Annotated in this window: 25 protein-coding genes; 9 read left to right on the top strand and 16 right to left on the bottom strand. The window is 69.1% G+C overall.

Going from position 1 to position 26,539, the window contains the following annotated elements; all coding sequences use genetic code 11:
* Window positions 1–30: 30 nt before the first annotated feature.
* From exaC to NFX31_RS17320, 3 genes are all read right to left on the bottom strand, one after another.
* A complete protein-coding gene (exaC, locus tag NFX31_RS17310) occupies window positions 31–1,581 on the bottom strand; it encodes an acetaldehyde dehydrogenase ExaC (RefSeq protein WP_045250432.1) in 1,551 nt (516 codons plus the stop codon).
* Window positions 1,582–1,779: 198 nt separating this feature from the next.
* On the bottom strand, window positions 1,780–3,105 hold the full coding sequence (locus NFX31_RS17315; protein WP_262956381.1) for a GAF domain-containing protein: 1,326 nt from the start codon (window positions 3,103–3,105) through the stop codon (window positions 1,780–1,782).
* Window positions 3,106–3,191: 86 nt separating this feature from the next.
* Window positions 3,192–4,682, bottom strand: a complete 1,491-nt coding sequence (locus NFX31_RS17320; RefSeq protein ID WP_262956382.1) for an MFS transporter — start codon at window positions 4,680–4,682, stop codon at window positions 3,192–3,194.
* 134 nt (window positions 4,683–4,816) lie between these two features.
* Here NFX31_RS17320 and NFX31_RS17325 point away from each other — a divergent pair, with 134 nt between their 5' ends.
* The 3 genes from NFX31_RS17325 to NFX31_RS17335 all read left to right on the top strand — a co-directional run bounded on the left by NFX31_RS17325 (window position 4,817) and on the right by NFX31_RS17335 (window position 7,228).
* Window positions 4,817–5,539 (top strand): TetR/AcrR family transcriptional regulator, encoded by a 723-nt coding sequence (locus NFX31_RS17325; protein ID WP_045250435.1) that lies wholly within the window; start codon window positions 4,817–4,819, stop codon window positions 5,537–5,539.
* Between the two features lie 157 nt (window positions 5,540–5,696).
* Window positions 5,697–6,125 (top strand): PadR family transcriptional regulator, encoded by a 429-nt coding sequence (locus NFX31_RS17330; protein WP_338101478.1) that lies wholly within the window; start codon window positions 5,697–5,699, stop codon window positions 6,123–6,125.
* Window positions 6,122–7,228 carry a hypothetical protein gene (locus NFX31_RS17335; RefSeq protein ID WP_052674248.1) on the top strand — a complete coding sequence of 369 codons (1,107 nt, stop codon included), beginning with the start codon at window positions 6,122–6,124 and terminating at the stop codon, window positions 7,226–7,228. Before NFX31_RS17330 ends, NFX31_RS17335 begins: the two co-directional genes overlap by 4 nt.
* 127 nt (window positions 7,229–7,355) lie before the next feature.
* Here NFX31_RS17335 and NFX31_RS17340 read toward each other — a convergent pair whose 3' ends face one another.
* Both NFX31_RS17340 and NFX31_RS17345 read right to left on the bottom strand, forming a co-directional pair.
* Window positions 7,356–8,783, bottom strand: coding sequence for a CCA tRNA nucleotidyltransferase (locus tag NFX31_RS17340; RefSeq protein ID WP_262956383.1), 1,428 nt, complete (start codon window positions 8,781–8,783; stop codon window positions 7,356–7,358).
* 73 nt (window positions 8,784–8,856) lie between these two features.
* Window positions 8,857–9,168, bottom strand: coding sequence for a hypothetical protein (locus NFX31_RS17345; protein ID WP_091477903.1), 312 nt, complete (start codon window positions 9,166–9,168; stop codon window positions 8,857–8,859).
* Between the two features lie 109 nt (window positions 9,169–9,277).
* Between NFX31_RS17345 and NFX31_RS17350 the strand changes: the two genes are divergently transcribed.
* A complete protein-coding gene (locus NFX31_RS17350) occupies window positions 9,278–11,104 on the top strand; it encodes an alkaline phosphatase family protein (RefSeq protein WP_262956384.1) in 1,827 nt (608 codons plus the stop codon).
* A 153-nt stretch (window positions 11,105–11,257) separates the two neighbouring features.
* Here NFX31_RS17350 and NFX31_RS17355 read toward each other — a convergent pair whose 3' ends face one another.
* Together NFX31_RS17355 and NFX31_RS17360 are read right to left on the bottom strand one after the other, a co-directional pair.
* The gene (locus tag NFX31_RS17355; RefSeq protein WP_045250204.1) at window positions 11,258–12,313 is read right to left on the bottom strand and encodes an LLM class flavin-dependent oxidoreductase; all 1,056 of its coding nucleotides are present in this window, start codon (window positions 12,311–12,313) and stop codon (window positions 11,258–11,260) included.
* A gap of 21 nt (window positions 12,314–12,334) precedes the next feature.
* The gene (locus NFX31_RS17360; RefSeq protein WP_262956386.1) at window positions 12,335–13,885 is read right to left on the bottom strand and encodes a DUF7059 domain-containing protein; all 1,551 of its coding nucleotides are present in this window, start codon (window positions 13,883–13,885) and stop codon (window positions 12,335–12,337) included.
* Window positions 13,886–14,022: 137 nt separating this feature from the next.
* Between NFX31_RS17360 and NFX31_RS17365 the strand changes: the two genes are divergently transcribed.
* The 5 genes from NFX31_RS17365 (at window position 14,023) to trxA (ending at window position 19,902) form a co-directional block, all read left to right on the top strand.
* On the top strand, window positions 14,023–16,155 hold the full coding sequence (locus NFX31_RS17365; protein ID WP_262956387.1) for a DUF6049 family protein: 2,133 nt from the start codon (window positions 14,023–14,025) through the stop codon (window positions 16,153–16,155).
* Window positions 16,148–17,764, top strand: coding sequence for a murein biosynthesis integral membrane protein MurJ (murJ, locus tag NFX31_RS17370; protein WP_045250206.1), 1,617 nt, complete (start codon window positions 16,148–16,150; stop codon window positions 17,762–17,764). The genes NFX31_RS17365 and murJ overlap by 8 nt, the downstream gene beginning before the upstream one ends.
* Before the next feature lie 12 nt (window positions 17,765–17,776).
* Window positions 17,777–18,424, top strand: coding sequence for an IMPACT family protein (locus tag NFX31_RS17375; RefSeq protein WP_262956388.1), 648 nt, complete (start codon window positions 17,777–17,779; stop codon window positions 18,422–18,424).
* A 127-nt stretch (window positions 18,425–18,551) separates the two neighbouring features.
* Window positions 18,552–19,505, top strand: coding sequence for a thioredoxin-disulfide reductase (trxB, locus tag NFX31_RS17380; protein WP_045250208.1), 954 nt, complete (start codon window positions 18,552–18,554; stop codon window positions 19,503–19,505).
* Between the two features lie 73 nt (window positions 19,506–19,578).
* A complete protein-coding gene (trxA, locus tag NFX31_RS17385) occupies window positions 19,579–19,902 on the top strand; it encodes a thioredoxin (protein WP_262956389.1) in 324 nt (107 codons plus the stop codon).
* Window positions 19,903–20,329: 427 nt separating this feature from the next.
* On the opposite strand, the gene NFX31_RS17390 is transcribed toward trxA, so the two are convergent.
* The 9 genes from NFX31_RS17390 to rpmH form a co-directional block, all read right to left on the bottom strand.
* Window positions 20,330–20,671, bottom strand: coding sequence for a hypothetical protein (locus NFX31_RS17390; RefSeq protein WP_045250210.1), 342 nt, complete (start codon window positions 20,669–20,671; stop codon window positions 20,330–20,332).
* A 99-nt stretch (window positions 20,672–20,770) separates the two neighbouring features.
* Window positions 20,771–21,748: a ParB/RepB/Spo0J family partition protein gene (locus NFX31_RS17395; protein WP_262956390.1), complete on the bottom strand. Its 978-nt coding sequence runs from the start codon at window positions 21,746–21,748 to the stop codon at window positions 20,771–20,773.
* Complete coding sequence (locus NFX31_RS17400; protein ID WP_045250212.1) at window positions 21,748–22,674, bottom strand: ParA family protein; 927 nt, start codon at window positions 22,672–22,674, stop codon at window positions 21,748–21,750. The genes NFX31_RS17395 and NFX31_RS17400 overlap by 1 nt, the downstream gene beginning before the upstream one ends.
* 498 nt (window positions 22,675–23,172) lie before the next feature.
* A complete protein-coding gene (gene rsmG, locus NFX31_RS17405; RefSeq protein WP_262956391.1) occupies window positions 23,173–23,820 on the bottom strand; it encodes a 16S rRNA (guanine(527)-N(7))-methyltransferase RsmG in 648 nt (215 codons plus the stop codon).
* A gap of 15 nt (window positions 23,821–23,835) precedes the next feature.
* Window positions 23,836–24,321: a Jag family protein gene (locus NFX31_RS17410; RefSeq protein WP_045250214.1), complete on the bottom strand. Its 486-nt coding sequence runs from the start codon at window positions 24,319–24,321 to the stop codon at window positions 23,836–23,838.
* On the bottom strand, window positions 24,318–25,415 hold the full coding sequence (gene yidC / locus NFX31_RS17415; RefSeq protein ID WP_262956392.1) for a membrane protein insertase YidC: 1,098 nt from the start codon (window positions 25,413–25,415) through the stop codon (window positions 24,318–24,320). The genes NFX31_RS17410 and yidC overlap by 4 nt, the downstream gene beginning before the upstream one ends.
* A gap of 3 nt (window positions 25,416–25,418) precedes the next feature.
* The gene (gene yidD, locus NFX31_RS17420) at window positions 25,419–25,769 is read right to left on the bottom strand and encodes a membrane protein insertion efficiency factor YidD (protein ID WP_082072246.1); all 351 of its coding nucleotides are present in this window, start codon (window positions 25,767–25,769) and stop codon (window positions 25,419–25,421) included.
* Entirely contained in the window at window positions 25,766–26,098 is a 333-nt protein-coding gene (gene rnpA / locus NFX31_RS17425) for a ribonuclease P protein component (RefSeq protein ID WP_082072247.1), read from the bottom strand. Before rnpA ends, yidD begins: the two co-directional genes overlap by 4 nt.
* A gap of 3 nt (window positions 26,099–26,101) precedes the next feature.
* Window positions 26,102–26,239, bottom strand: a complete 138-nt coding sequence (gene rpmH, locus NFX31_RS17430; protein ID WP_045250217.1) for a 50S ribosomal protein L34 — start codon at window positions 26,237–26,239, stop codon at window positions 26,102–26,104.
* Window positions 26,240–26,539: the final 300 nt, after the last annotated feature.

The raw sequence follows: 26,539 nt of genomic DNA on the forward strand, positions 1-26,539 counted from the left end.
TGGGGTGCCCGCCCGTTCGTCGGATCCGGATCAGAAGAAGCCCATCGGGCCTTCGGCGTAGGAGACCAGGAGGTTCTTCGTCTGCTGGTAGTGGTCCAGCATCATCTTGTGGTTCTCCCGGCCGACGCCGGACTGCTTGTAGCCGCCGAACGCCGCGTGCGCGGGGTATTGGTGGTACGTGTTGGTCCAGACGCGGCCGGCCTCGATGGCCCGGCCCGCGCGGTAGGCGGTGTCGCCGCTGCGGCTCCACACGCCCGCGCCGAGTCCGTAGAGCGTGTCGTTCGCGATCGAGATCGCATCGTCGAAGTCGGCGAAGCTCGTCACCGACAGCACCGGCCCGAAGATCTCCTCCTGGAAGATCCGCATGTCGTTCGTGCCCTCGAACACCGTCGGAGCCACGTAGTAGCCCTCGCTGAGGTCGCCGCCGAGGTCGACGCGCTCACCGCCCGTGAGCAGACGCGCGCCGCCCTGCGTGCCGATGTCGATGTAGCTGAGGATCTTCTCGAGCTGATCGTTGGAGGCCTGTGCGCCGATCATCGTGGTGAGATCCAGCGGGTTCCCCTGCACGACCTTCTTCACCCGCTCGAGTCCGTCGGCGAGGAAGCCGTCGTAGATCGAGCGCTGGATGAGTGCGCGGGACGGGCAGGTGCAGACCTCGCCCTGGTTGAGCGCGAACATCGTGAAGCCCTCGAGCGCCTTGTCGTAATACGGGTCGGACGTGGAGCTCGCGACGTCCTCGAAGAAGACGTTCGGGCTCTTTCCGCCGAGCTCGAGGGTCACCGGGATGAGGTTCTGCGACGCGTACTGCATGATCAGGCGACCCGTGGTGGTCTCTCCGGTGAAGGCGACCTTGCGGATCCGCTTGTGCTGCGCGAGGGGTGCGCCGGCCTCGATGCCGAAGCCGTTGACGATGTTCACGACGCCGGCCGGGAGCAGGTCGCCGATGATGTCGAACAGGAAGAGGATCGACGCCGGCGTCTGCTCGGCGGGCTTGATCACGACGCAGTTGCCCGCGGCGAGCGCCGGTGCGAGCTTCCAGGTGGCCATCAGCAGCGGGAAGTTCCAGGGGATGATCTGGCCGACCACTCCGAGCGGCTCGTGGAAGTGGTAGGCGACGGTGTTCTCGTCGAGCTGGCTGATGCCGCCCTCCTGGGCGCGCAGCACGCCGGCGAAGTAGCGGAAGTGGTCGACGGCGAGGGGGATGTCGGCGGCGAGCGTCTCGCGCACCGGCTTGCCGTTCTCCCACGTCTCGGCGATCGCGATGACCTCGAGGTTCTGCTCGATACGGTCGGCGATCCGGTTCAGGATGTTCGCCCGCTCCGCGGGGCTGGTCTTGCCCCAGCTCGCGAACGCCTTCCAGGCCACGTCGACCGCGCGGTCGATGTCCTCGCTCGTGCCGCGGCCGACCTCGGTGAACGGCTTGCCGTTCACGGGGCTGATGTTCTCGAAGTACTGGCCCTTGACGGGTTCGACGAACTCGCCGCCGATGTAGTGCCCGTACCTCGGGCGGTAGTTCGCGAGCGCGCCCGGCTGGCCGGGGGCCGCGTAGGCGGTCGACACGCTCTCCTCGATGATGGTCATCGCGTCTCCTTCGACGTACCGCGGCTCCGATGCCGCGCGGGTGGATGTGCCTCGACGGTAGGCGCGCGCACGTTGCACCCCCGTGCGTCACGTTGCATCGGGTTGCACCCCGCGCGCCCCTCCCCCCTTCCGTCTGTTTGCGTCAAACCGTGGGATTCGGGGGCCGGAACCCACGGTTTGACGCAAATAGAGGGAGCGTCAGGCCTGCTCGAGCCGTTCGATGCGGCTCACCAGGCCCGCGCGCTTCGGCGAGCGCGCCGGCAGGAGCTCCAGGCACAGCCGCAGGATCTCCGCGTCGTCGGCGCCCTCGGGGATCTCGGCGTAGCTCAGCAGCACGTCGACGCTCGCCTCGGTGCGCATCGTCTCGCGCAGGGTGGAGCGTACCGACTCGCGGTACTCCTCCACGCCCGGCGCCGTCGAGTCGGGCAGCACGGGTCCGCGGTACGCGCTCAACGCCACCCGGTGGGCCCCGCGATCAAGCAGGGACAGCACGTCCTGCGCATCGGTCTCCAGCGGCACGCTCAGCCGGTACGGACGCGACTCCGGCACGAGCGCCGGCCAGATCCGCTCCAGGATCTTGCGCAGGCGCACCATCTCCGGGCGCAGCGTGTCCGCCGACGAACCCTCCCCGTACACGAGCTCGGCGAGCCGGTCGGCGCTGAGCCCCTGACGGTGCACCGCGAGCAGCAGCAGGATCTCCGCGTGGCGTGCGCTGAGCTCGACGAACCGCTCTCCCTCCTCCCCGGCCACCTCGAGCCGGGCCCGGTCCCGGCCGAGCACCCGCAGCGCGGCGCGGTCCGGGGCCTGCCTCCGGTGCGGCGTAGCGGCGGGGGCAACGGGCTCGGCACGGGCCCGCAGGCGTGCGACGAGCAGCTCCGCCTCGACGGCGCGCGCGGTGGCGTCGACGAGCATGCGGGCCTGGGGGCTGGCCGCCTCCGGGCCGCCGGTGACATCGATCACCCCGAGGATGCGACGGTCCTCCGGGTCGAACACGGGCGCGGCCGTGCACGACCAGGGCTGCACCAGACGGTTGTAGTGCTCGGCCCCGTGGATCTGCACCGAGGCGCCGAGCTCGAGGGCCGTGCCGGGGGCGGAGGTGCCGACCGAGCGCTCCGACCAGTTCGCGCCCTCGACGAAGCCCATCTCTCCGGACAGGATCCGCTGGTTCAGGTCGCCTTCGACCCACAGCAGGCGTCCGGCATGGTCGCCGACGGCGACGATCACGCCGGAGTCCTCTGCGGATCCCGGAAGCAGCAGCGAACGGATGGTGTCCATCGCCCCCGCGAGAGGGTGGGCGAGCCGGTAGGCGTCGAGGGCCTCGAGGGTGAAGTCAAGCGGCGGCAGTCCCTCGGCGCCGACGCGTTGCCGCCACGACCGCTCCCACGACTCGCGCACGAGCGAGCGCACGTTCTGCAGGCGCCCGTCCTCGACGTTGCCGGCCACGAGCTCCTCGTGCGCGCGCTCGATGAGCAGGCGCGAGGCGGCGGGGGCAGGATCGCGGGAGGGCTGCCAGGGCGAGGACACGAGGTCTCCGATCGTCGGCGACGGAGTGGATCCAGTGTACGGCGACGGGCGCGCCGCAGCGCCGGGATCGGAGACAGGCCTCCGCGTCAGACCGCGGGCACGTGCTCCTGCTCCTCGGGGGCGTGCTCGTCGACCGTGCGCGCGTCGGTGAGGGTGAGCGCGCCGACGCCCGAGATGACCCCCACCGCCACGGCGAGCAGGATGAACACCGCCTGCTCACCGTGGAAGAACGAGGCGACCAGCGCGGGAGCCCATGCCCCGGTGGGAAGCGACACCGTCACGAGCGCCGCGATGAGCGTGCCGACGACGGCCGTGCCGACGCTGGTGCCCAGCTCCTGCGCGGTGTCGTTCATGGCGGCGCCCATCGACGTGCGGTTCTCGGGCAGGGCGCCGACCAGCGCGACGGCGCAGATCGTCATGACCGTGCGCAGGCCCGCCGTCATCACGACCATCGCAACGGCGATCGCCACATAGTCCCGCTGGACGGCCCAGGCCATGAGCCCGAGGCCCGCCGCGAGCAGTCCCGCTCCGATGAGGCACGCGATTCGGTGCCCGCACCGGCGCACGAGCCACTCGGTGAGGGGCGTGGCGAGGATCATCGTGGCGATGAGCGGCAGATTGGCCAGTCCCGCCTGCAGCGGCGACCAGCCCCACGCGTACTGGAAGTGCAGGATCAGGGCGAACATCACGCCCGCCATCGCGACGGAGGTCCCGATCTGGGCGATGGCCGCGCCCCGCACGGTTCCCTGGCGGAACAGCGACAGGTCGAGCATCGGCGAGGCCGCCCTCCGTTCGCGGACGATGAACAGCACGAGCGAGACCACGGCGCCGACCGCGATCGCGAGGGTGAGGGGCGATGCCCATCCGTTCTCGATGCCGCTCGTGAGCACGTAGCATGCGAGCCCGATCGTGAGGATGCTGAGCGCGGCGCCCGGGAGGTCGAGCCGGTCCGTGGTGAGGCCGTCGGCCGAGTCGGCGGGAACGCCGAAGCGGACGCCCGCGGCGGCGATCAGCGCGATGGGCGCGTTCACGAGCAGCAGCCACTGCCAGGGCAGATGCGTGAGCATCGTGCCGCCCAGGAGCGGGCCGAGGACGAAGCCGGACATCCCGACGACCATCATGAGCGTGATGGCGCGCATCCGCAGCTTCTCGTCGTCGAACAGCCGGAAGACCAGCGAGTTGGTGATCGGGGCCATCGCCGCTGCGGCGACGCCGAGCGCGGCGCGCAGCACGATGAGCTCTCCGGTGGAGGTGATGAGCAGCACGGCGAGACTGATCAGCCCGAACAGGCCGAGTCCGATCTGCAGCACCCGGCGTCGGCCGAAGCGGTCGGCGATCGAGCCGGCGGTCAGCAGCAGGCCGCCGAACGTGAGCGAATAGGCGCCCGTGATCCACTGCAGCGAGGTCGTGTCGCCTCCGAGCTCGCGACCGATGGTCGGCAGCGCGATCGAAAGAAGGGTGTTGTCGACCATCTCGACGAAGAACGCGAGGCAGAGAGCGGCGAGCGGGATCCAGGCGGCCCGCAGGGACGGGTAGGTGCGTGCGCGGGCGAGCGCGGGCGCGGGTGCGGGAGTCATGGGCGATTCCTCCGAATCGAGAAGGTGAATCGAACAGCGTTCGGTCACCGAACGTCGTTCGATAGAATAGAACGATGTTCGATGATGTGCAAGCGCCTCCCGCGCAGAGCCGCCCGTCATGGTGGGATGGAGCCATGGCATCCACACCGCAGCAGAGCGACGGGCCCGTGCGGCCGCGCGGTCCGCGCACGCGCTCCCGCGCTTCCCACTCCCTGGAGTCGGTGCTCGCCGGCGCGGTCGAGATCCTGGACGAGTCCGGCGCACAGGGGCTGACCATCCGCGCACTGGCCACGCGGCTGGGCGGCGGCGTCGCGAGCGTCTACTGGTACGTGTCCGGACGCGACGAGCTGCTCGACCTCGCCGCGGACTCGGTGCTCGCCGGCGTGCTCGAGGCGACGGCGGACGTCGGCGGCGGGGATCCGATCGAGGACATCCGCACCATCGCGCTCACCATGTTCGACGCGATCGTCGACCGCCCGTGGCTCGGCGCCTACGCCCTCCGCGACACGACCAGCCAGATCCACTCCCTGCAGCTCTACGAGCGGATCGGGGAGCACGTGATGCGACTGGATCTCACGCCGCGCCAGACCTTCCACGCCACCTCGGCGGTCGTGGGCTACGTGATCGGCACCGCCGCCGATCTCGGGCAGGAGCCGCCCGCCGCCGTGGTGTCGGGCGAGGTGAGCCGCGAGGAGTACATGGCCTCGGCTGCCGCGCAGTGGCGTGCCCTCGATGCGGCCGATTTCCCGTTCATCCACCACATCCTCGACGAGTTCGACGGCCACGACGACCGCGACCAGTTCCTCGGGGGGCTCGACCTGCTCCTGGCGGGGCTCCGCCTCCAGGCTCAGGGCTAGACACGCCTCAGGGCGACCTCCGTCCCGCCGTTCGACCAGGCGCACAGGCGCTGCCCGACACGGCGCAGCGTCGATGATGACGCGCTACCCGCACTACTGTGCGTTGCGTGGTAGCGTGCAGAGCAACGCAGTCGATCGCGGCTGCGGAGGAGGGTGAATGGACACCACGCAGCTGCTCAAGGGAGTGCTGGATCTGGCCGTGCTCGCGGTCGTGCGCGACGAGGACGGATACGGGTACGACATCGTGCGCCGCCTCCGCGAATCCGGGATCGGCGACGTCGGGGACGCATCGGTCTACGGCACGCTCCGTCGGCTCTACTCCGCCGGCGCCCTGTCCAGCTACGTCGTGCCGTCCGACGGCGGCCCGCACCGCAAGTACTACGCGATCACCGGGCACGGCAAGGGGCTGCTCGACGAGCAGATCGCGACGTGGTCCCAGTTCGCGGTGGCGATGTCGGGGCTGCTCGCCCCGCACATCCCGCCGGCCGCGGCCGGATCCGTCCCCGCCGCCGAGGCCCCGACCCGCCCTCTGTTCCATCCCCCCGCCGAACCCACCGGGATCCTCTCCGAAGGAGCGCAGCGATGAACGACACCACCCTGGCCGCCGCGGAACGGATCCGCATCTTCGCCGACGCCGTCCGCGCACAGCTCGCCGATCTGCCGTCCGATGAGGTGGACGACCTCGTCGAGGGACTCGTCGGCGACCTCACCGACCAGGCGGCCGACAACGGCGGCGCGATCGAGCTCGGCGATCCTGCGGCGTACGCCGAGGAGCTGCGCAGCGCGGCGGGACTGCCCGAGCGTGCTGCCGCCGCGGTCGCCCCGACGAGGACGCCCTGGCATGAGCGGGTCGCCGGCGCCGCGGGACGAGGCGTCGGAAGGATCCGGTCCTCTCACGCAGGGGTCGAGATCCTGGGAGTCCTGGGCGCGCTCCGGCCTCTGTGGTGGCTCGCGCGGGGATTCGGAATGTTCGCCGTGGTGAGCGTGCTGCTCGGCTACGGAATCTGGACGATGCTCACGCAGGGATGGCCCGGTACGCGGATCCTCGCGTGGACGCTCCTCATCCTGCTGACGGTGGTCAGCGTGCAATGGGGGCGTGGCCGTTGGCTGCCGAGGAATCGTCTGAAGCACATCCGCACCATCGTGAGCGTCATCGCTCTCCTCATCCTGCCTATCGCCCTCGGCACCTTCCTCACGGCGGTGACGAATCGGGACACGGTCCAGGTCGTCAATCAGCCGGCGCCCGGCCTGTCCCTCGACGGGGATCGCGTCGTGAACCTGTTCGTCTACGACAAGGACGGCACACCCATCGAGGGCGCGCAGGTGTACACGAACCGCGGCACCCCGCTGAACCTCATGGGACGCGACAGCGATCAGTACGACAGCGCCGCGGCGTTCTGGGGCCCGGGCGACAGCGGCACCACGACCCTCCCCTATCGGGATGCGCAGGGGCGGCCGGTCTGGAACGTCTACCCGCTGCAGTTGGGTCGGGTCGACGACCAGACGGGTCAGCTCGACCCGTCGACGACGATCGCGCCGCAGCCTCCGTTCCTGCGCGCGCCGGATCGCGCCCTCACGGTGACGCCCCCGCCCACGACCGGTGCGACGATGCCGCCGACGGCCTCCCCGACACCGCAGCCGTCCGCCGCGACCCCCGGTCCCTCAGCGACCTCCACGCCGGCGGGCTGAGACGTGACGGAACCTCGGATCGTCTCGATCGACCTCACGCACCTCGTCCAAGCCGCCCTGCGCGGCGAACACCACGGGCAGGGCACCGTCGGCCCCGTCGCGCATCCGGTCGATGCGGGCGACGACCTCAGTCCCGTGCGGCCCACCAGGCCCGAAGGCGCCGCTCGGCAGCCTCGGGTCCGATGACGCCCTCGTCGAGGCGCAGGTCGAGCAGGAACCGGTAGGCCTCGCCCACCTCGCGCCCGGGAGGGATCCCCAGGATCCGCTGTACGTCGTTGCCGTCGAGCTCGGGACGGATCGCGTCGATCTCCTCCTGCTCGCGCAGAGCCGCGATGCGCTGCTCGATGTCGTCGTAGGCCGACGCGAGCCGCGCGGCCTTGCGCTTGTTGCGGGTCGTGACGTCGGCACGGGTGAGGATGTGGAGGCGCTCGAGCTGGTCTCCGGCGTCGCGCACATACCGGCGCACGGCGGAATCGGTCCACGCGCCCTCCGCGTAGCCGAAGAAGCGCAGGTGCAGCTCGATGAGCTTCGCCACGGCGTCGGTCGACTCCTTGTCGAATCGCAGCGCCTGCAGGCGCTTGCGCGCGAGCCGGGATCCGACCACGTCGTGATGGTGGAAGCTCACCGCGCCACCGGGCTCGAGTCTGCGGGTGCGCGGCTTGCCGATGTCGTGCAGCAGCACCGCGAGACGCAGGACCGCGTCGGCGGGCTCGTCGGGGTGGCGCACCCGCTCCAGCACGATCGCCTGCTCCAGGGCGGTGAGCGAGTGCTCGTACACGTCCTTGTGGTGGTGGTGCTCGTCGATCTCGAGCTTCAGCGCGGTGACCTCGGGCAGGAACTCGTCGATGAGCCCGGTGTCGACCAGCACGCGGATGCCGCGCACGGGGTCATCCGACTGCAGGAGGCGGATCAGCTCCGCCTGGATCCGCTCGGGACTGACGATCGACAGCGTCGGCCGCAGCTCGGCCATCGCCGCCAGCGTGCGCTCCTCGATGCCGAAGCCGAGCTGCGCGCTGAAGCGGGCCGCACGGAGCATGCGCAGCGGGTCGTCGCCGAAGCTGACCTGCGGATCCGTCGGCGTGCGCAGGATCCCGGCGATCAGGTCCTCCACTCCCCCGGTCGGATCCACGAGTCGCTGCTGCGGCACCAGGAAGGCCATCGCGTTCACGCTGAAGTCGCGGCGCACCAGGTCGCCGTCGATGTCGTCGCCGAACTCCACGACAGGCTTGCGGGTCACGCCGTCGTAGGCGTCGGCGCGGTAGGTCGTGATCTCGACCTGCTCACCCTGCACGCGCGCGCCGATGGTGCCGAACTCGCGCCCGATGTCCCAGTGCGCGGTCGCGATCGGCGCGACGATGCGGAGGATGTCGTCGGGACGGGCGTCCGTGGTGAAGTCGAGGTCGTGCGTGGCGCGTCCGAGCAGCGCGTCGCGCACCGGACCGCCCACGACGGCGAGGTCGAACCCGGCGTCCGAGAACGCGTCGGCCAGGATCCGGACGACCGGATCCTCGGCGAGGGCGCTCAGGCGCGCAAGGGAATCGGCCATGTTGAGCATGGGTTCCAGGGTACCGGGGCGGGCGGGGCGACCGCCGAGCGGAGCCCGGGAACCGTCGGTGCTTCGCCGGCCGTCAGAAGGTCGGGCCGCCCGACGGCGGGAACGGCGTACCGCCCACATCGCGGATCGCCTGCTGCTCGGCCCTCGCGTGGCTGATGACGAGGGCACTCAGGCAGAGCCCGCTGAGCAGTGCCACGGCGAGGAGGATCCACACGCCGAACTGCGGATCCACGAGCTTCAGCACGTACACGACCACGATCGCGCCGAGCAGCACCGGCCCCTCGACGCACGCGAACGCGAGGAACATCCGGGCCCGCCGCCGCGCGAAGTCGGCGGAGATGCGCCGCACCTGCGCCTCGGTCGAGTAGTCCATCGATTCCGCCATGCCCCCGACCCTATCCGGACCTCTCCGCGAGGATCGGCCCGCGCTCGGCCCGTCGCGGCCCGTCTGCCGCCGCCCGCGGTCCCGTCCGGGCCCTCAGTAGGATCGCCGCATGGCCAGACGACAGAGCCCCCCGGCATCCGGCGACGAGAGCAGCGGCGCCGGCGGAGCCGCCTCGACGGAGAGCACCGGCACGGAAGACGGCGTCGGCGCGAAGACCGGAGGACGCTCCCGAAGGGACTTCCTCCGCATCGGCGGACTGACGGCCGCCGGTGCGGTCGTGGGCGGCGGCGCGGGCGCGGCGGCCGGCTATGCGCTCGGGCAGCGCGCCGGTTTCGCCGAGGCACTGGACGACTACGGCGCACTCGCACCCCGGCACGCTCCCGGCTTCGACCACATCGTGGTCGTGATGGGCGAGAACCGCTCCTTCGACAACCTGCTCGGGTACCTCTACACGAAGGAGGACCTGCCGGAGGGCAAGGACTTCGAGGGTCTCGCCTTCGGCGAGTACTACAACGAGCTCGACGGCGTGCGCTACGACGCGCATGTCTACGAGGGCCCGACGGATCAGATCATGACGTGGCCGGATCCGGATCCGGGCGAGATGTACCCGCACGTCAACACTCAGCTGTACAACACGATCAACCCGGCGGAGAACGCGTTCCTCTACGAGGACGGCTTCCACGCCCCGTACAACCACCCCGGCGAGGGCGAGGAGCCGACGATGAGCGGCTTCGTCACCGACTACCAGGTGAACCTCATGCGCCTGAGGCACGGCAAGGAGCCGACGGATGAGGAGCGCAAGCGCATCATGGGCTCCTTCTCTCCTGAGATGCTGCCGACCGTGTCGACGCTCGCTCGCGAGTTCGCCGTCTTCGACCATTGGTTCTGCGCGGTGCCGTCGCAGACGTTCTGCAACCGCACCTTCTTCAACGCCTCGACCTCGCACGGGTTCGTCACCAACCACGAGGGCGGCGACTACGACAAGTGGCTGAACGCGCCCCCGTCGCCCACGATCTTCAACCGGCTCGAAGACGCCGGGCTCACCTGGAAGATCTACTTCGACGAGCTGCAGATGGTCTCGTTCACGGGGGTGCTGCACGCGCCGGTGCTGGAGAAGTTCTGGCGCACCGAGCACTTCGGCACCATGGACGACTTCTACGCCGACGTCGAGCACGGCGAGCTGCCCGCCTACGCGTTCATCGAGCCGCGGATGATCTACAACCACAACGACTTCCACCCGCCGTTCGGGGCGCGCAGGGAGAGCGACGTCGACGGATCCGACATCATCAACAGCGCGTTCTCGGACGTGCGCGCGGGCGACGATCTCATCCACGACATCTACGACGCCGTCCGCACCAGCAAGTCGCCGAACGGATCCAATGCGATCAACACGCTGCTGCTGATCACTTTCGACGAGCACGGCGGCACCTACGACCACGTCGTGCCCCCGAAGGCCGCACCGCCGGACGACTCCGGGGCGGGAGAGATGGGCTTCCGGTTCGACCGGCTCGGCTGCCGCGTGCCCGCGATCGCGGTGTCCGCCTACACGCGCCGCGGCACGATCATCAACGACCAGATGCACCACGGATCCGTAATCGCCACGCTCACGCGGCTGCACGGCCTGAAGCCGCTCACCCGGCGCGACGCGACGGCGAACGACCTGTTCGCGCTGATCAACCTCGACAAGCCCCGACACCCTGCCGACTGGCCGGTGACGACATCGCTGTACACGCCGCCGAACCCCGAGGCGAAGCCGCCGCATCCCGCGCACGCACATGCAGGCAAGCCGCTGACCCCGCCCGCCCAGGGCCTGCTCGGGCTGCTCCTGGCACGCTACGGCCTGCCGGAGGATCAGCAGCCGCAGACGTTCATCGACGCGTACAACCTGCTGCACAAGCACGGGAAGAACCTGTTCGGTCCTCCCGACGGGGACTGAGGTGCCCCGGTCCCCCGTGCCGTGCAGCGTCCCGCGCGACGCCCCCATCCCCTGCGACGTCTGCAGGACCGCGCGACGCCTGCGGACGGATCCGTGGATCCGGTCCTGCAGGCGTCGCAGGGTCATGCAAGCATCGCGGGCGGGCGCAGGGACTCAGACCGGGTCGCCCTGCACGGGACCCTCGGTGTTGGGCTTCCAGCCGAGCGCCGGCGCGACGTGCTCGGCGAACGCCTGCAGCACGTGCAGGTTGTACTCCGGCCCGAGCTGGTTCGGGATGGTCAGCATCAGGGTGTCGGCGGACATGACCGCCTCGTCCTGCTTCAGCTGGGAGATCAGCACGTCGGGCTCCGCCGCGTAGGTCTTGCCGAACGTGGAGCGGAAGCCGTCGATCACCCCGACCTGGTCGTGGTTCTCCTCGGATCGCAGCCCGAAGTAGGCGCGGTCCTGGTCCGAGACCAGCGGGAACACGCTGCGGCTCACCGACACCCGAGGCGCACCGGTGTGGCCGGCCTCCTTGTAGGCGGCGCGGAACAGGTCGATCTGCTCGCGCTGCAGCTCGTGGAACGGCTGACCCGTCGCCTCGGTGAGCAGCGTGGAGCTCATCAGGTTCAGGCCCTTGCGCCCGGTCTCCTCGGCCGTGGCCCGCGAACCGGCTCCCCACCAGATGTGGTCGCGGAGCGTCGGCGACTGCGGCTCGATCGCCAGGTAGCGGCCTGCGCCCACCATCCGCGGGTCGCCGGGTGCCACGCCTGCCCCGTCGATGACCTGGAGGAAGAGGTCGAACTTCTCCCGGGCCATGACGCCGCCCCGCTCCGGATCCTCCTCATCGTGGAAGCCGAACGTCTCGTAGCCGCGCAGTGCCGTCTCGGGTGAGCCGCGGCTCACGCCGAGGGCGATGCGGCCGTCGGCGATGAGGTCGAGCGCGGCCGCCTCCTCGGCGAACTGGAACGGGTTCTCGTAGCGCATGTCGATGACGCCGGTGCCCACCTCGATGCGGCGGGTGCGGGCGGCCATCGCGGTCAGCAGGGGCATCGGCGACGCGGCCTGCCGCGCCCAGTGGTGCACGCGCACGTACGCGCCGTTCACGCCGATCTCATCGGCCCCCTCGGCGAGCTCGATGGTCTGGCGCAGCATGTCGCCCGCCGTGCGCGTCGCCGATCCGGGCACGTCGCCGTAGTGCCCGAAGGACAGGAATCCGAAAGCCTTCATGATCTATTCAAACGCATGGATTCAGGCATTATTCCGCGTCCTCTCCTCCGCCGTGTTCAGGAACCCGTCGGTCACCAGCGCGCGAAGGCGCGGTTCGAGATCAGCCCAGAGCTCTGCGAGCGGCACCTCGAAGAGGTCGGCGAGCGCCGCGGCGATCTGCGTCACCGTGAGCTCGCCGTCGCAGGCGCCGACGAATCCTGCGAGCGCAGGATCCACCGAGACGGTGCGACCGAAGCCGCCGCCCTGACGCAGCTCGATCACGCTCGGTGCGTCCTGACCCGGCATGTGGTGGCGGGCTTCGGTCACGTCCGGCGCCACGAGCAGCACGTCGGGCACGCCGTCGGCGAGCGCGTCGTGGCCCGCGAGGCCGTCAAGGAAGGCGCGGCCCGCGCTGGTGACGGGTTGAGTGACCGTCTCGAAGCGGCGAAGCACGGGGGAGGTCGCCGCTGCATCGGCGGGTCGGCGGATCAGCACGTAGCCGAAGCCGATCTCGGTCACCCCGCGGGCCGCGAAGTCGTCGAGCCAGGCGTCCAGCAGGGGCTCGAACGCGGCATCGCGCGGCGTGGTCCCGCCGTCCCGGATCCACAATTCCGCGTAGCCGAGCGGCGAGAGCGTCTCGCGCTGCACGACCCAGGCGTCCAGACCCTGGTCGATCCACGATTCGAGGCGGCGCAGGCCGAGCGCCGACCCGATCGACTCCCAGTTGCCGAGCAGCTGGGCCGACCCTCCGGGAGCAAGGTGCGCGGGCGCGGTGCGCACGAACGCCTCGACGAGCGCATCGCCGACGAGACCTCCGTCGCGGTACTCGTACTCGGGCACGCCGGCGCCGCGCGGCGTGATCACGAACGGCGGATTCGAGACGATCAGCCCGAAGCTCTCGTCGGCCACGGGCTCGAACAGGCTGCCGCGGCGGAACTCGATGTTGTGCACGCCGGCAAGCATCGCGTTCAGTTCGGCGTAGGCGAGCGCGCGCTCGGAGATGTCGGTCGCGACCACCGTCCCCGCATGCCGCGACACCAGGAGCGCCTGGATCCCGCAGCCGGTGCCGAGATCGAGGGCGCGTTCGACCTCGATCGGCATGACGATCGAGGCCAGGGTCCGCGAGGCGCCGCCGACTCCGAGCACGTGATCGGCCGGAAGCACGCCGTCTGCGTCGAGGTGGTGCAGCGCCAGCTCGTCCAGGTCGCTCGCGATCCACCACTCCCCCACGCCGTCGGCGTCGACGAAGGACTGCGGGCGGATGAGCGCCGCAGGAACGACCTGCCCGTCTTCGCGATACGCGAGGCCCAGTTCCTCCACCCCGTCCACGCCGGTGCGGGCGAGCGCAGAGGCGACATCCGCCTCCGGCTGCGGCATGCCGAGGACGAACAGGCGGCCGAGCGTCGCCAGGGCGTCGGTGCGGTCGGCGATGGCGCGCAGCAGAGGAGAGCGGATGCCCCGTGCGAGCGCGTCGTCCGCCTCGGCACCCCAGGCGGCGCGCAGCGGCTCGGAACGCAGATCCGCGGCATCCAGGTCGGCGGCGAGGGCCGCACACAGCAGGGGATCGGGGCGAGGCGTCAGGTGTCGGACCACGGCGTCAGCCTACGCGGCGCGGGACTCGCGCGCCCGGGGATGCGGGCGTCCTGCCCGCCTCCAGGGATCGACGCCACGCGCCGCCTAGAATCTCAAGGCCAGCACTCGCCGCGCCGCGTGCGCTCGACGGATCCCCTATGACGACGAAAACGACAGCGAACCTCCCTCTCCGACTGCGCCTCCGCCGCGCCGCAGGGGCCCTCGTCGTCGCCCTCGGACTGGCGCTGCCACTCGCGGCCCCCTCTCCCGCCGTCGCGGAGAGCACGCCCACGCCGAGCCCCACGCAGACCCCGCAGCATGCCGGGGTGCAGCTCTCCCTGCTCCCCGAGGCGAACGGCTCATATGTCTCCGGCTCCCCGCTGACGGCGACCCTGACCCTGCGCAACGACGCCACGGCGGGTCTCGGCGCGGGCACCGTCCACCTCGAGCTCGGTCGCACGGCGCTCGGTGATCGGCGCGCGGTGACCGCCTGGCTGGACGGCTCGGCCGACGCACCGGCGCTCGCGGCGATCGGCGACGTGCGCACCACGGTGCTGGACGCCGAGGGAACCTCACGCACCCAGGGCGTCGTGCCGGCCGCCGACATCGGCGCCCTCGCGCCGGGCGTGTATCCGCTGCGCGCCCGATTCGAGGCCCCCGCGTCGTCGACCGGCGCCCCGGCCCCGACCGCCGACACACGCAGCGCTCTGATCGTCGCGCAAGGAGCGCCGGCCACGGTCGTCACCGTGGTACCGATCACGGCTGCGCCCGCCGGTGATCTGCTGAGCGCCGCAGAGCTCACCGCCCTAACCGCGCCCGCGGGGGCGCTCACCGCGCAGCTGAACGGCGTGGCCGGCACCCCGGCCGTGCTGGCGATCGACCCGTCGATCGTGGCCGCCATCCGGGTTCTGGGCACCTCGGCGCCGGCCACGGCGACCGCGTGGCTGGCCCGGCTCGAGACACTGCCCAACGAGCGCTTCACCCTGCAGTTCGGCGACGCGGATGCGACCGCCCAGGCGGCGGCCGGGCTGGCCACTCCGATGACGGTCGACGACTTCAGCCCGTTCCTGGGCCCGGCGGGCACACCGACACCCACTCCGACGCCGACCCCCACGTCCGCCGGCGACAGCTCGACCCCACCGCCCGCCGACGCGGCGGCCGATGCCGTCGCCCGTGCACGCGCCGACATCCTCTGGCCGCGCGGTGAGCTCACCGCCGCCCAGGTGGCGACGATGTCGCACTACGGCGCGGACGGTGCGGGCACCGTGCCGATCCTGCCGTCGACGAGCTTCACGGCCGGCGCGAAGGACGCTGCCGTCGCCTCCCGGGGCACGGTGGACGGCACGACGGTGCTGGTCGCGGACGACGCGGTCTCCCGTGCGCTGAGCGCCGCGGCCGGGGAGCCCGACGCGACCGCCCGCGGCGGCGCACTCCTCACTGCCAACGCCATGCTGTGGTTCGACGCCCCCGGCTCGACGGTCCTCGCCGGCCTCTCCCGTGCCGACAGTCGTTCCGAGCAGGGCCTCACCAATGCGGTCAGTGCGTTCAGCGGCGGACAGGACGGGCGCCTCGATCGCGTGCTGTCGAGCACTCCCGTCGAACTGACGGTTGCGACCGAGTCGGCGGAGGATCGCGCGTCCGCGGTGCTCGCGCTGAACCAGGACGCTGACCGCCTCGCCCAGTTCGCCACGATTCTCGAGCGCCCTGCGGATCTCACGGTGCGCGAGCGCATCTCTATCATGCGCCTGCTCGGCGTCGGCGTGCACACGAAGCCCGCCGACTTCGCCGACGCGCTGCGCGCGCACCGGACGGCCACGCAGAAGACGATGGACGCGGTCGGGATACAGCCCTCCAACCCGATCCTGATCAGCCCGAAGGTCGACGTGCCCGTGTGGGTGCGCAACGAGCTGCCCTACCCGGTGCACGTGCGGCTGAACGTCGTCGCGAGCGATGCCCGTATCGAGGTGCCCGCGGCCACCGATGTCCAGGCACAGCCTTCGAGCACCATTCGCGTGCGTCTTCCCCTCGAGTCTCACGTGGCGAACGCCGACGTCTCGTTGACAATGTCGCTGACGAGCCCCACCGGGGTGGCGATCGGACCGCAACGGACCACGCGCCTGACGATCCGTGCGGAGTGGGAGACCATCGGCCTCATCGTCTTCGGCTCGCTCGGTCTTCTGCTCATCGGCGCGGGCATCTTCCGTACGATCCGCCGGCGCCGCAAGGCGGCCGACGAGAAGCATGCCGCAGACGGCATGGACGAGCCGGCCCGCGAGGAGACCCATGAATAGCCTCGGTCGCGCGAGCGCCCTGCTCGCCGCCGGAACGATGGTGTCGCGGATCACGGGTCTGCTGCGCACGATCGTGCTGGTGGGGGTGATCGGGGCCATCGGTTCGGCTCCGGACGCGTTCGCGATCGCCAATCAGCTCCCGAACGACGTGTTCTCCCTGATCTCCGTCGGCGTGTTGACAGCCGTTCTCGTGCCGCAGATCGTCAAAGCCGTGGCAGGCGCGGACGGCGGCAGCGCGTTCATCTCGAAGATCTTCACCGCCGGCACGGTCGTGCTGGTCGCGGCCACAGTGGTCGCGACGTTGGCGACGCCGTGGCTGGTCTCGCTCATCATCTCCCCGGATGTCTCAGAGGCGCAGCGCGCGCTCGCGATCGCCTTCGGATACTGGTGCATGCCGCAGATCCTGTTCTACGGGCTCTACGCGCTGATCGGCGAGACCCTCAACGCGCGTCGGATCTTCGGTCCGTTCACGTGGGCCCCGGTCGTGAACAACATCATCTCGATCGCGGGCTTCCTGGTGATCGGGGCGATGTTCGGCACTCCGCTCACCGAGATCACCGACTGGACGCCGGAGCGGATCGCCTGGCTCGGCGGCACGGCGACCTTCGGCATAGTCCTGCAGGCAGCCGTGCTCCTCGCGTTCTGGCCCCGCACCCGGCTGGCTCTGCGCATCGACTTCCGCTGGCGGGGAGTGGGTCTCGGCAACATCGTCAGGCTCGCCGGATGGACCATGCTGATGGCGCTGTCCAGCCTCGCCGCCGGCTTCTATCAGCACCGGATCGCGATCGAGGCGTCGGGGCACGACCCGTCGATCACCGTGATGAACAACGCCTGGCTGATCTTCATGCTCCCGTACTCGGTGATCGTGCTCTCGATCGGGACCCCTTACTTCACACAGCTCAGCGAGCACGCGCATGCCGGCCGGATCGCGGAGGTGCGTGCCGACATCGCGCGCAGCATCCGCACCCTGGGCTTCTTCCTCGTGGGCGCGCTGGCAGCCGTGCTCGCCGCCGCCGTCCCGGCTTCGCGGATCTTCACCGACGATCGCCACGAGGCACAGATGGCTGCACCTGTCCTCGTCGGGTACCTGGTGGCCCTCGTCCCCCTGGCCGTGCTGTTCATCGTGCAGCGCACCTTCTACGCCCTCGGAGACACGCGCACGCCGTTCTTCTTCACGATCTTCCAGTGCGTGCTGATCGTCGCCACGGCGTTCGGAGCGCAGCTGCTCCACCAGGCGGGCGTGGTGCCACTCTCGCTCCTGGCGGCCACGATCGCCCTCGGACAGTCCCTCTCGAGCATCCTGCAGACCATCGTCGCGAGCGTGCTGCTCTCGCGTCGTCTCCACGGCATCGGTGCACGCGAATGGATCCTCGCCCTTCTTCGCTTCCTCGCTGCGGCGATTCCCGCTGCGGCAGCGGGCTGGGGTGTCTTCCTGCTGCTGGGAGGGGCGAAGGGCTGGACGACGGCGGACAGGATCCCCGCCGCACTCGGCTGCGCCATCGTCGCGTCGGTCGTGCTGATCGTCTACATCGGCATCCTCGCCCTGCTCCGCGCCCCCGAGCTCGACGCGCTGAAGAGTCTCGTGCGCCGTGTCGTGCCGAGCCGCTGAGCCGGCCCCGTCATGACGCGCTCCTATCCGGATACGCTCGCGGCGCCGATCGTGTGCGAGCTCGTCGTGAAGAAGTCGCGCTTCATCGCGCGCGTCGCGCCGGTGCACTCGGTCGATGACGCAGACGCCGTCATCGCCGCCGTGCGCCGGCAGTACTGGGACGCCCGGCACAACTGCACGGCGATGATCACAGGTCTCCACGGCGATCAGGCGCGCTCCTCAGACGACGGTGAACCTTCCGGCACGGCGGGGATGCCCATGTTGGAGGTGCTGCGCCGGCGCGGTCTCACCGATGTGGTCGCTGTCGTGACGCGCTACTTCGGCGGGGTGAAGCTCGGTGCCGGGGGCCTCATCCGGGCCTACTCGACCGCGGTCTCCGAGGCGCTGGACGACGTGGTGCTGCTGCATCGTCAGGAGCTCCTCGAGGCAAGGATCGACGTGCCGCACGGCGACGCCGGCCGGATCGACAACGCTCTTCGCGACTGGGCGGCCACGCACGGATCCACCTTCGGCGAGGTGGCGTACGGCGCTGCCGCGTCGTTCACGCTCTGGATCCGGCCGTCGGACCAGGCCGTGCTCATCGACGACGTCGCTGCCCTCTCGTCGGGCGCCCTCTCTCCCGTGTTCGGCATCACGCGCGTCATCGACGTCGCGGCCTGATTCCACCCTGCCGCTCTGCCTGTCGCGCCTGCCGGCGTGCGCCACTCCCCCGCCCGGGCAAGCCACCAGGTCCGCGGAATGCCGCGCCGGTACCATGTGTTGAAGCGTGCGACAGCAAGGAGAAGCAATGCGACAGGTCATCATCATCGGTTCGGGACCTGCGGGATTCACCGCGGCGATCTACGCGGCGCGTGCGAACCTGAACCCGGTGCTCGTGGCGAGCTCGGTCGAGGTCGGCGGCGAGCTGATGAAGACCACCGAGGTCGAGAACTTCCCGGGCTTCCCCGAGGGCATCCAGGGTCCCGACCTGATGGCCAAGATGCAGGAGCAGGCTGAACGCTTCGGTACCGAGGTCCTCTACGACGACGTCACCGAGCTCGATCTCGACGGTGAGATCAAGAAGGTCACGCTCGGCAGCGGTACGGTGCTGGAGGCCGCGTCAGTGATCTACGCGACGGGTTCCGCCTATCGCACGCTCGGCATCCCGGGCGAGGACCGGCTCTCCGGTCACGGCGTCTCGTGGTGCGCCACCTGCGACGGCTTCTTCTTCCGTGAGCGCACGATCGCCGTGGTCGGCGGCGGCGACTCGGCGATGGAGGAGGCCACGTTCCTCACCAAGTTCGCCAGCAAGGTGTACGTCATCCACCGCAAGGACACCCTGCGTGCGTCCAAGATCATGCAGGAGCGCGCGTTCGCGAACGACAAGATCGAGTTCATCTGGAACAGCGCGGTCGAGGAGGTGCTGGGCGACGATGCGACCACGGGCGTGCGTCTGCGCAACACGGTCGACGGCAGCACGACCGACCTGCCCGTGGACGGCCTGTTCATCGCGATCGGCAACGACCCGCGTACGCACCTCGTGCACGGGAAGCTCGAGCTGACTCCGGAAGGGACGATCTGGGTCGACGGGCGCAGCTCCCGCACCTCCGTGCCCGGCGTCTTCGCCGCCGGCGACGTGATCGACCCGACCTACCGTCAGGCCGTCACCGCTGCGGGTTCCGGAACGGTTGCCGCACTCGACGTCGAGCACTTCCTCGCCGCACTCTCGGACGGGACCGAGGCGGAGCCGGCGCTCGCCTGACGGCGGGAACAGTTCTGCCCCTCTCGCTGTTGACATCACCGAGCATCACACGCTCACACGAACAAGGAGAATCATGACTGCCAAGGCAACCAGCCAGGCGACCTGGGAGCAGGACGTGCTTCAGGCCGAAGGCCCCGTTCTGGTCGACTTCTGGGCCGCATGGTGCGGGCCGTGTCGCATGGTCGCGCCCGTGCTGGACGAGATCCAGTCGGAGAACCCCGACAGGATCACCATCCTCAAGCTCAACGTCGACGAGAACCCCGACCTCGCGATGAAGTACCAGATCACGTCGATCCCGGCGATGAAGGTCTTCCAGGGCGGAGAGGTGAAGACGACGATCATCGGCGCCAAGCCGAAGTTCGCCCTCGAGCAGGATCTGTCCGCCTTCCTCGGCTGACCCCCGATCACGACGAAGCCCGCTCTCCGCTGGAGGGCGGGCTTTTTCGTGTCCTGTGGCACTCTCCCGCAGTGATCCCGCATTTCAGGGCTCGGGGGATATCGCTACCCACTTCCCCACTGCACCGTTTCACGTGAAACGACTCGGTCCATACTTTCCACACGCGACGGGTGCCTACCCATCGCTGTGCCAGCGCTCTCGGTGGAGCCCACGGCCGTAACGGCGGCATACCGAGTCCTCATTACGGACGTTTCACGTGAAACGGCGCCGATCACACGGAAGTCTCGCGCGGCTGTTCCCCTAGGTACTTCCGCCATCGATGCGAGCGTTGGATCCGGGTGGCGGGAAACCCCTCACTCACGCTGGGGTTGGGATCCCATTGCCGCTGCCACCGAGCTACCGATGTTTCACGTGAAACGTCGGGACGCTACGAGGAACGCGCATCGTCGGTGAGCAGATCCCAGCGCCGGTACTTGGGCCCGTCACCGAGCAATCCCCAGACGATCGACGTCAGCTCCGGATAGTCGAGAGCGATGCGCCGCAGCACATCGAAATTCCGAGCCTCGTCCGGGCGAACTCCGCCACTCTCGACGATCTCGTCGGCGCGGAGCAGGAACACCACCAGCTCATCGACGCTGGGCAGTTCCTCCATGAAGGCCCACGGGTCCTCTCCCCCGAGCAGCCGCTCCTGCACCAGAACCGCCAGTTCATCCGCCGCCTCGGCACGGAGCACCTCAAGGCTCGCACGCCGCGTCGGAGATCCAGTCACCTGACAAGCCTACGCGGCCCCGGGGACACGAAGGCCCGGAGAGGATCCGCTTGCAGCGAATGCCTTCCGGGCCGTACGAGTATCCGGGCTCAGGGTTTGCTAGGAGCCGAATCCTTCCTCACCGATCTCCGCGAGGATTCGATTCAGATCCTGAATCGAGGCGAACTCGATCTTGACCTGGCCTTTCCTGGCACCGAGCGCGATCTGCACGCGAGTGTTCAGGCGATCGCCGAGCTTGCCGGCGACGTCATCGAGGTACGCGCGTCGCGCACCGGCCTGCGGCCTGACAGACTTCGCCACGGCGCCCGACGCGGCGATCGTCTTCGCCGCCTCTTCGGTGGCCCGCACCGACAGATCCTCGTTCACGACCTTGTCCGCGAGGCGCTGCATGAGCTCGGCGTCGTCGAGCGAGAGGATCGCGCGCGCATGCCCCGCGGTGAGCACACCCGCGGCGACCCGCTGCTGGACCGGAACCGGCAGACGCAGCAGACGGATGGTGTTGCTGACCTGCGGTCGGGAGCGTCCGATCCGCGTTGCCAGCGCCTCCTGAGTGATGCCGAAGTCCTCCAGCAGCTGCTGGTACGCAGATGCCTCCTCCAGGGGGTTCAGCTGCGAGCGGTGCAGGTTCTCGAGCAGCGCGTCTCGGAGAAGGTCCTCATCCGCGGTCTCCCGCAGGATCGCGGGGATGGAGTCGAGTCCGGCTTCACGCGCAGCGCGCGTCCGGCGCTCACCCATGATGAGCTCGTACTTGCCCTCGGCGTTCTTGCGCACCACGACGGGCTGCAGCACGCCGAACTCCCGCACGCTGTGGACCAGCTCGGCGAGGTCATCCTCGTTGAAGTGCGTACGCGGCTGGCGGGGATTCGGCACGATGTCATGCGGATCGACCCGGATCAGACGTGCGCCGGGAACGGCAACGAGTTCGGCAGGCTCCTCGGTGTTCACCACCGGGGCGGACTCCTTGACCGCTTCGGTAACCCGCGCACCGGGGAAGAACACGTCGACCGGACGCTCTGCGGCGTCCGAAGTGGGGATGAGTGCTCCGATCCCCCGGCCGAGTCCCGTGCGTTTGGCCATCAGTGCCTCTTCTCGTTGTCGTCGTTCGCCCGACGGGCGATCTCCACTGCTGCTTCGCGGTAGGCGACAGCGCCCACCGATTGTCCGTCATACGTGATCACCGTCTGTCCGAAGCTCGGCGCCTCGGACACGCGCACCGATCGTGGGATCACGGTGTCGAGCACCTCGTGCGGGAAGTGTCCGCGCACCTCCTCCGCGACCTGCTGCGCGAGCCGCGTGCGACCATCGAACATGGTCAGGAGGATCGTTGACATTGTGAGATCGGGATTCAGATGCTTCTGGATCATGCGGATGTTGCCCAGCAGCTGGCTCAATCCCTCGAGTGCGTAGTACTCGCACTGGATGGGAATCATGACCTCCGTGGCTGCCGTGAACGCATTGATCGTGAGGAGCCCCAGCGACGGTGGGCAGTCGATGATCACGACGTCGGTCGGGTGGGCCGAGAGATAGTCGTTCAGTGCCGTGCGGAGTCGATGCTCGCGAGCAACCTGCGAGACAAGCTCGATCTCGGCTCCCGCGAGATGGATCGTGCTCGGTGCGCACAACAGGTTCGGTGACTCGGGACTGACCTGCACAACCTCCGCCAAGGGGACATCGCTGATCAGCACGTCGTAGATGCTCTGGAGATCGGCCGTGTGCGGCACACCCAGCGCTGTCGATGCGTTCCCCTGCGGGTCCAGGTCGATCACCAGGACCTTCGCCCCGAGCTCAGCCATCGCCGATGCGACATTGACCGCCGTGGTCGTCTTGCCGACGCCGCCCTTCTGATTCGAGATCGTGAAGATCCGCGTGGGACCGTCGAACCGCACCGTCACCGACTCGAGCGCCTTGCGGCGGGCGGTCAGATCCGCGAGTTCTCGCGCGAGTGGGGTGTCCACGCCATATTCAGCAGTCGAGGTGTTCGAGGACTGTTTCACGTGAAACATCCACTCCTTTCGACGGTCTCCGACGGGGAACGACGGACTATCCACTCTAACTTGCACGGGTGACAATCCCCGCCTTCACGCCAGGATCCGCGGGATGTTTCACGTGAAACATGACTGTGCGGACCGAGAAGGCCAGGTCCACCCCATGGCTCCGGTCCGTCCGTGCCTCAGGAGTTGACCAAGCATGGGGCTGTGCGTGATCTCGCTGACCGTCATCAGCGATTCGGCCGTACCGATAAAGGGATCTCAGCCGATGACGCTCCAGTCACAACCGGATCGCTCGCCATCGCGCACTTCTGGTTGACCCCTACCATCCCGCGATGTTTCACGTGAAACGTCACCCTCCAGCCGTGGCTCACGGCGCTGAACCTAAGGGTGGGCGGAACCGACGCGCGCACGCGCAGAAGCCACCGGACTATCCGCGGTAGGGAGGATCCGATCTCATAGGCCAGGAACCCACGCCTTAGACGGCACGAGAATCAGCGAGAAGACCGGACCTCAGCCGCGAACCGTGGCGCGCAGCACGCGCGTGGTCTCGTCGAGCACGCCCTCACCGAGGGTCTCTACGCGCACGTCGCTCAGGAGGAACTTGCGGATCTGCTTCTGCGCAGCGGTGATCTCGTTCTCGGCGTTCGCGCCCTTGAGGAGAGCGAGCTCTCCCCCGTTGCGGACCAGCGGTGCCGTCCACGGCAGCAGCGTGCGCAGGGCGCTCACCGCTCGCGCGGTGACCACATCGAAGCGCGCACTGAGACCCACGTCTTCCGCACGGCCCCGTACAACGGTCACGTTGGACAGACCCAGGGCTTCGACCTGCTCGTCGAGCCACACGACGCGGCGCTCCATCGGCTCGATGAGAGTCCACTCCACATCGGGGCGAGCGATCGCGAGCACGATGCCCGGGAGTCCGGCGCCGGAGCCGACATCGGCCACCGATCCGTGGAAGAGCGGTGCCGCGATCGCACTGTTGAGGATGTGGCGGGTCCAGAGACGCGGAAGCTCGAGAGGCCCGATCAGGCCTCGCTCCTCACCCTGTGCGGCAAGGGACGCGGTGAACGCGCGCGCAAGATCCAACCGATCCCCGAACAGCGTCGCGGCGGCCGCGGGCTCTCGCTCGAGGCCTCTCGAATCCGAATCCAGATCAGCCATGTTTCACGTGAAACGTCAGTGCCGGCGGATGACCGTGTGGCGCGACGGACCATCTCCGTAAGACTCGGAGACGAGACCACGCTCCGCCACGATGTCGTGCACCAGCTTGCGCTCGTAGCTCGACATCGAGGGCAGCGACGCCTGCGAAGCACCATCGTCAAGCTTCGCGACGGCCGAATCGACCAGGCGCTCGAGCTGGCTGCGCCGCGCATCGCGGGAGCCGGCAACGTCCAGGATCACCCGGGAGAACGCGCCGGTGCTGCTCTGCACCGCAAGGCGGGTGAGCTCCTGCAGCGCCTGCACCGTCTCGGGTGCCGAGAGCAGTCGAAGGCCATCACCCTCCGCCTCGACCGAGACGTACGCCCGGCCCTGCTTGACGTCGAGGGTCAGGTCACCATCGATGTCGGCGATGTCCAGCAGACCCTCGATGAAGTCCGCGGCGACGTCGCCCTCGTTCTCGAGGTCGGAGACGGTCGGCTCGGAGACGCTCTGCTCGGTCATGACTGGTCTCCGATCTGGGGCTTCCCGCCCTGCTCCCTCTTCGCGCGCTTGGCGCTCTTCGGCTGCTGACGCTTGGGCTGCTGGGCTCGAAGACGCTCCGCATCCTCGAGCATCTTCTGCTGCTCCACCTCGTACACCGCGACCGGGACGACCTTGCCCTCGGAGTTGATCGCCTTGCCCTTGCGCGCGAGGCGCTCCTCGCGCGCCTTCGCCGCATCCGATCCGGGAGTGGGCATCTCGCGGAGGACGAGGAACTGCTGCCCCATCGTCCACAGGTTGCTGACGAACCAGTAGATGACGACGCCGAGCGGGAAGAACAGCCCCGAGAAGATGAAGCCCAGCGGAAGGATGTAGAGCATGATCTTCTGCATCTGATACGCCTGGCCGGTCTTGGCCTCGGGCGACAGGTTCTTCGAGATGATCTGCAGCTGCGTGAAGAACTGGGAGCCGATCATGAGGATGACCAGCACGATGAGGATCGCGACCGTCGTCTCCCAGCCCGAGGGCTTGTGCTGCACGGCGTCCACCAGGCTGGTGTGCAGCGGTGCGACTCCGAACAGGGTCGCGTCGTAGAACTGCTTGGTCAGCTCCTTGGTCAGCAGCCACACGCCGCCGACGCCGGCCTCGGCGTGCTTCTTCACGTCGCTCAGCGTGTAGAACATGCCGAGCAGGAACGGCATCTGCACAAGCAGCGGCAGACAGCTCGACATCGGCGTCGTGCCGTGCTTCTTGTAGAGCGCCATGGTCTCGCGACTCATGGCCTCACGGCTCAGCTGGTCGCGCTTGCCCTTGTACTTCTCCTGAACTTTCTTCAGTTCAGGAGCGATTTCCATCATCTTGCGCTGGCTCTTGATCTGCCGCACGAACAGCGGGAAGACCGCCGCACGGATGACGAGCACGAGGCCGACGATCGACAGCACCCAGGTGAGACCTGCGGCGCCCGGAAGGCCGATCGCGGTGAACAGCCAGTGCCAGGCGACGAGGATCGCCTCGACCAGGGCCTTGAACGGCCACATGATGGTGCCCAGCAGATCGAAGCCGCCGCTCGAGGCAGCGGGCGTCGTTGACGCGGCAAACAGGAGGTCGGAACCCACTGATCAGTCCTTTCGGGAGGGTACGACGAATCCTCGAGGCGTGAGGGCGTGTCGGAAGTTCTTGTGCGGCGGCACATCGTCCACACCGCCGTGGCTCCAGGGATTGCAGCGCAGGATCCGCCACGCCGAAAGGCCTGCGCCCTTCACCGCGCCATGCTGTTGCACCGCACCTACAGCGTAGGCGGAACAGCTGGGGTAGTAGGCACAGACATCGCCGTACAGAGGCGAGATCACCGCGCGATACGCGGTGAGGAACCCGAGGAACAGATTCCTCGGCACGAGCGGAACCGCCCGCAGCGCATCAGGGCCATGCAGATGCGCCGTTCCTCGGGAGTATGCGGGCAGGGCGCTCATCGCACACCTCGGGCGACCGCGCGATCGACATCGGCCAGCAACTCGGTGAACGGGGCCGTCGCCGCAGCGGGCAGGGCGCGGATCACCAGGTCGACGCCGTCGGGCAGCGGGAGCTGGCGTGCGCAGACGTCTTTTAGACGTCGCCGGATCGTGTTCCGGGTCACTGCGTTCCCCACCTGCTTGCTCACGATGAAACCGAAGCGCACGGGGCGCTCCTCACCGGTGTCGAGCACCGAGACGATCAGCCGGGGCCCGCCGTATCGCCGCCCGCGCCGAACCACCGTACGGTAGTCGGACCCGCGGGTGAGTCGATGCGGGCGGGCGAGCACGGATTACGCCGAGAGCTCGGCACGGCCCTTCGAGCGGCGTGCCGACAGGATGGCGCGGCCGGCGCGGGTGCGCATGCGGGCACGGAAGCCGTGCTTCTTGGCGCGGCGACGGTTGTTGGGCTGGAAAGTGCGCTTGCTCATGATTTCTCCGGGAAGGGAAGCTGTCACCGGGATCGATGCGGCCGGAGACGGGTGGACAAAGACTGCCGAAATGGCATAAGTCAACCGATTAAGGCTACGACGTCGATCCCCACATCGCAAACCGAGCAGGCGAAAGCAACATTATCCACACCTGTGGACGGATCCGCCCACAGGGACACGCCGGCGGCGAGAGCCAGTCACAGCTTGCCCTGGAGGCACCTCGCTGACTACCGTGGCACGAGCAGTTATCCACAGGAGCGCGATCGAATCCGCCGCTGTGCCGAGTCACCCGGGGGAACC

The organism is Microbacterium azadirachtae (genome assembly GCF_025583665.1).
In the GTDB taxonomy this organism is placed as follows: domain Bacteria; phylum Actinomycetota; class Actinomycetes; order Actinomycetales; family Microbacteriaceae; genus Microbacterium; species Microbacterium azadirachtae.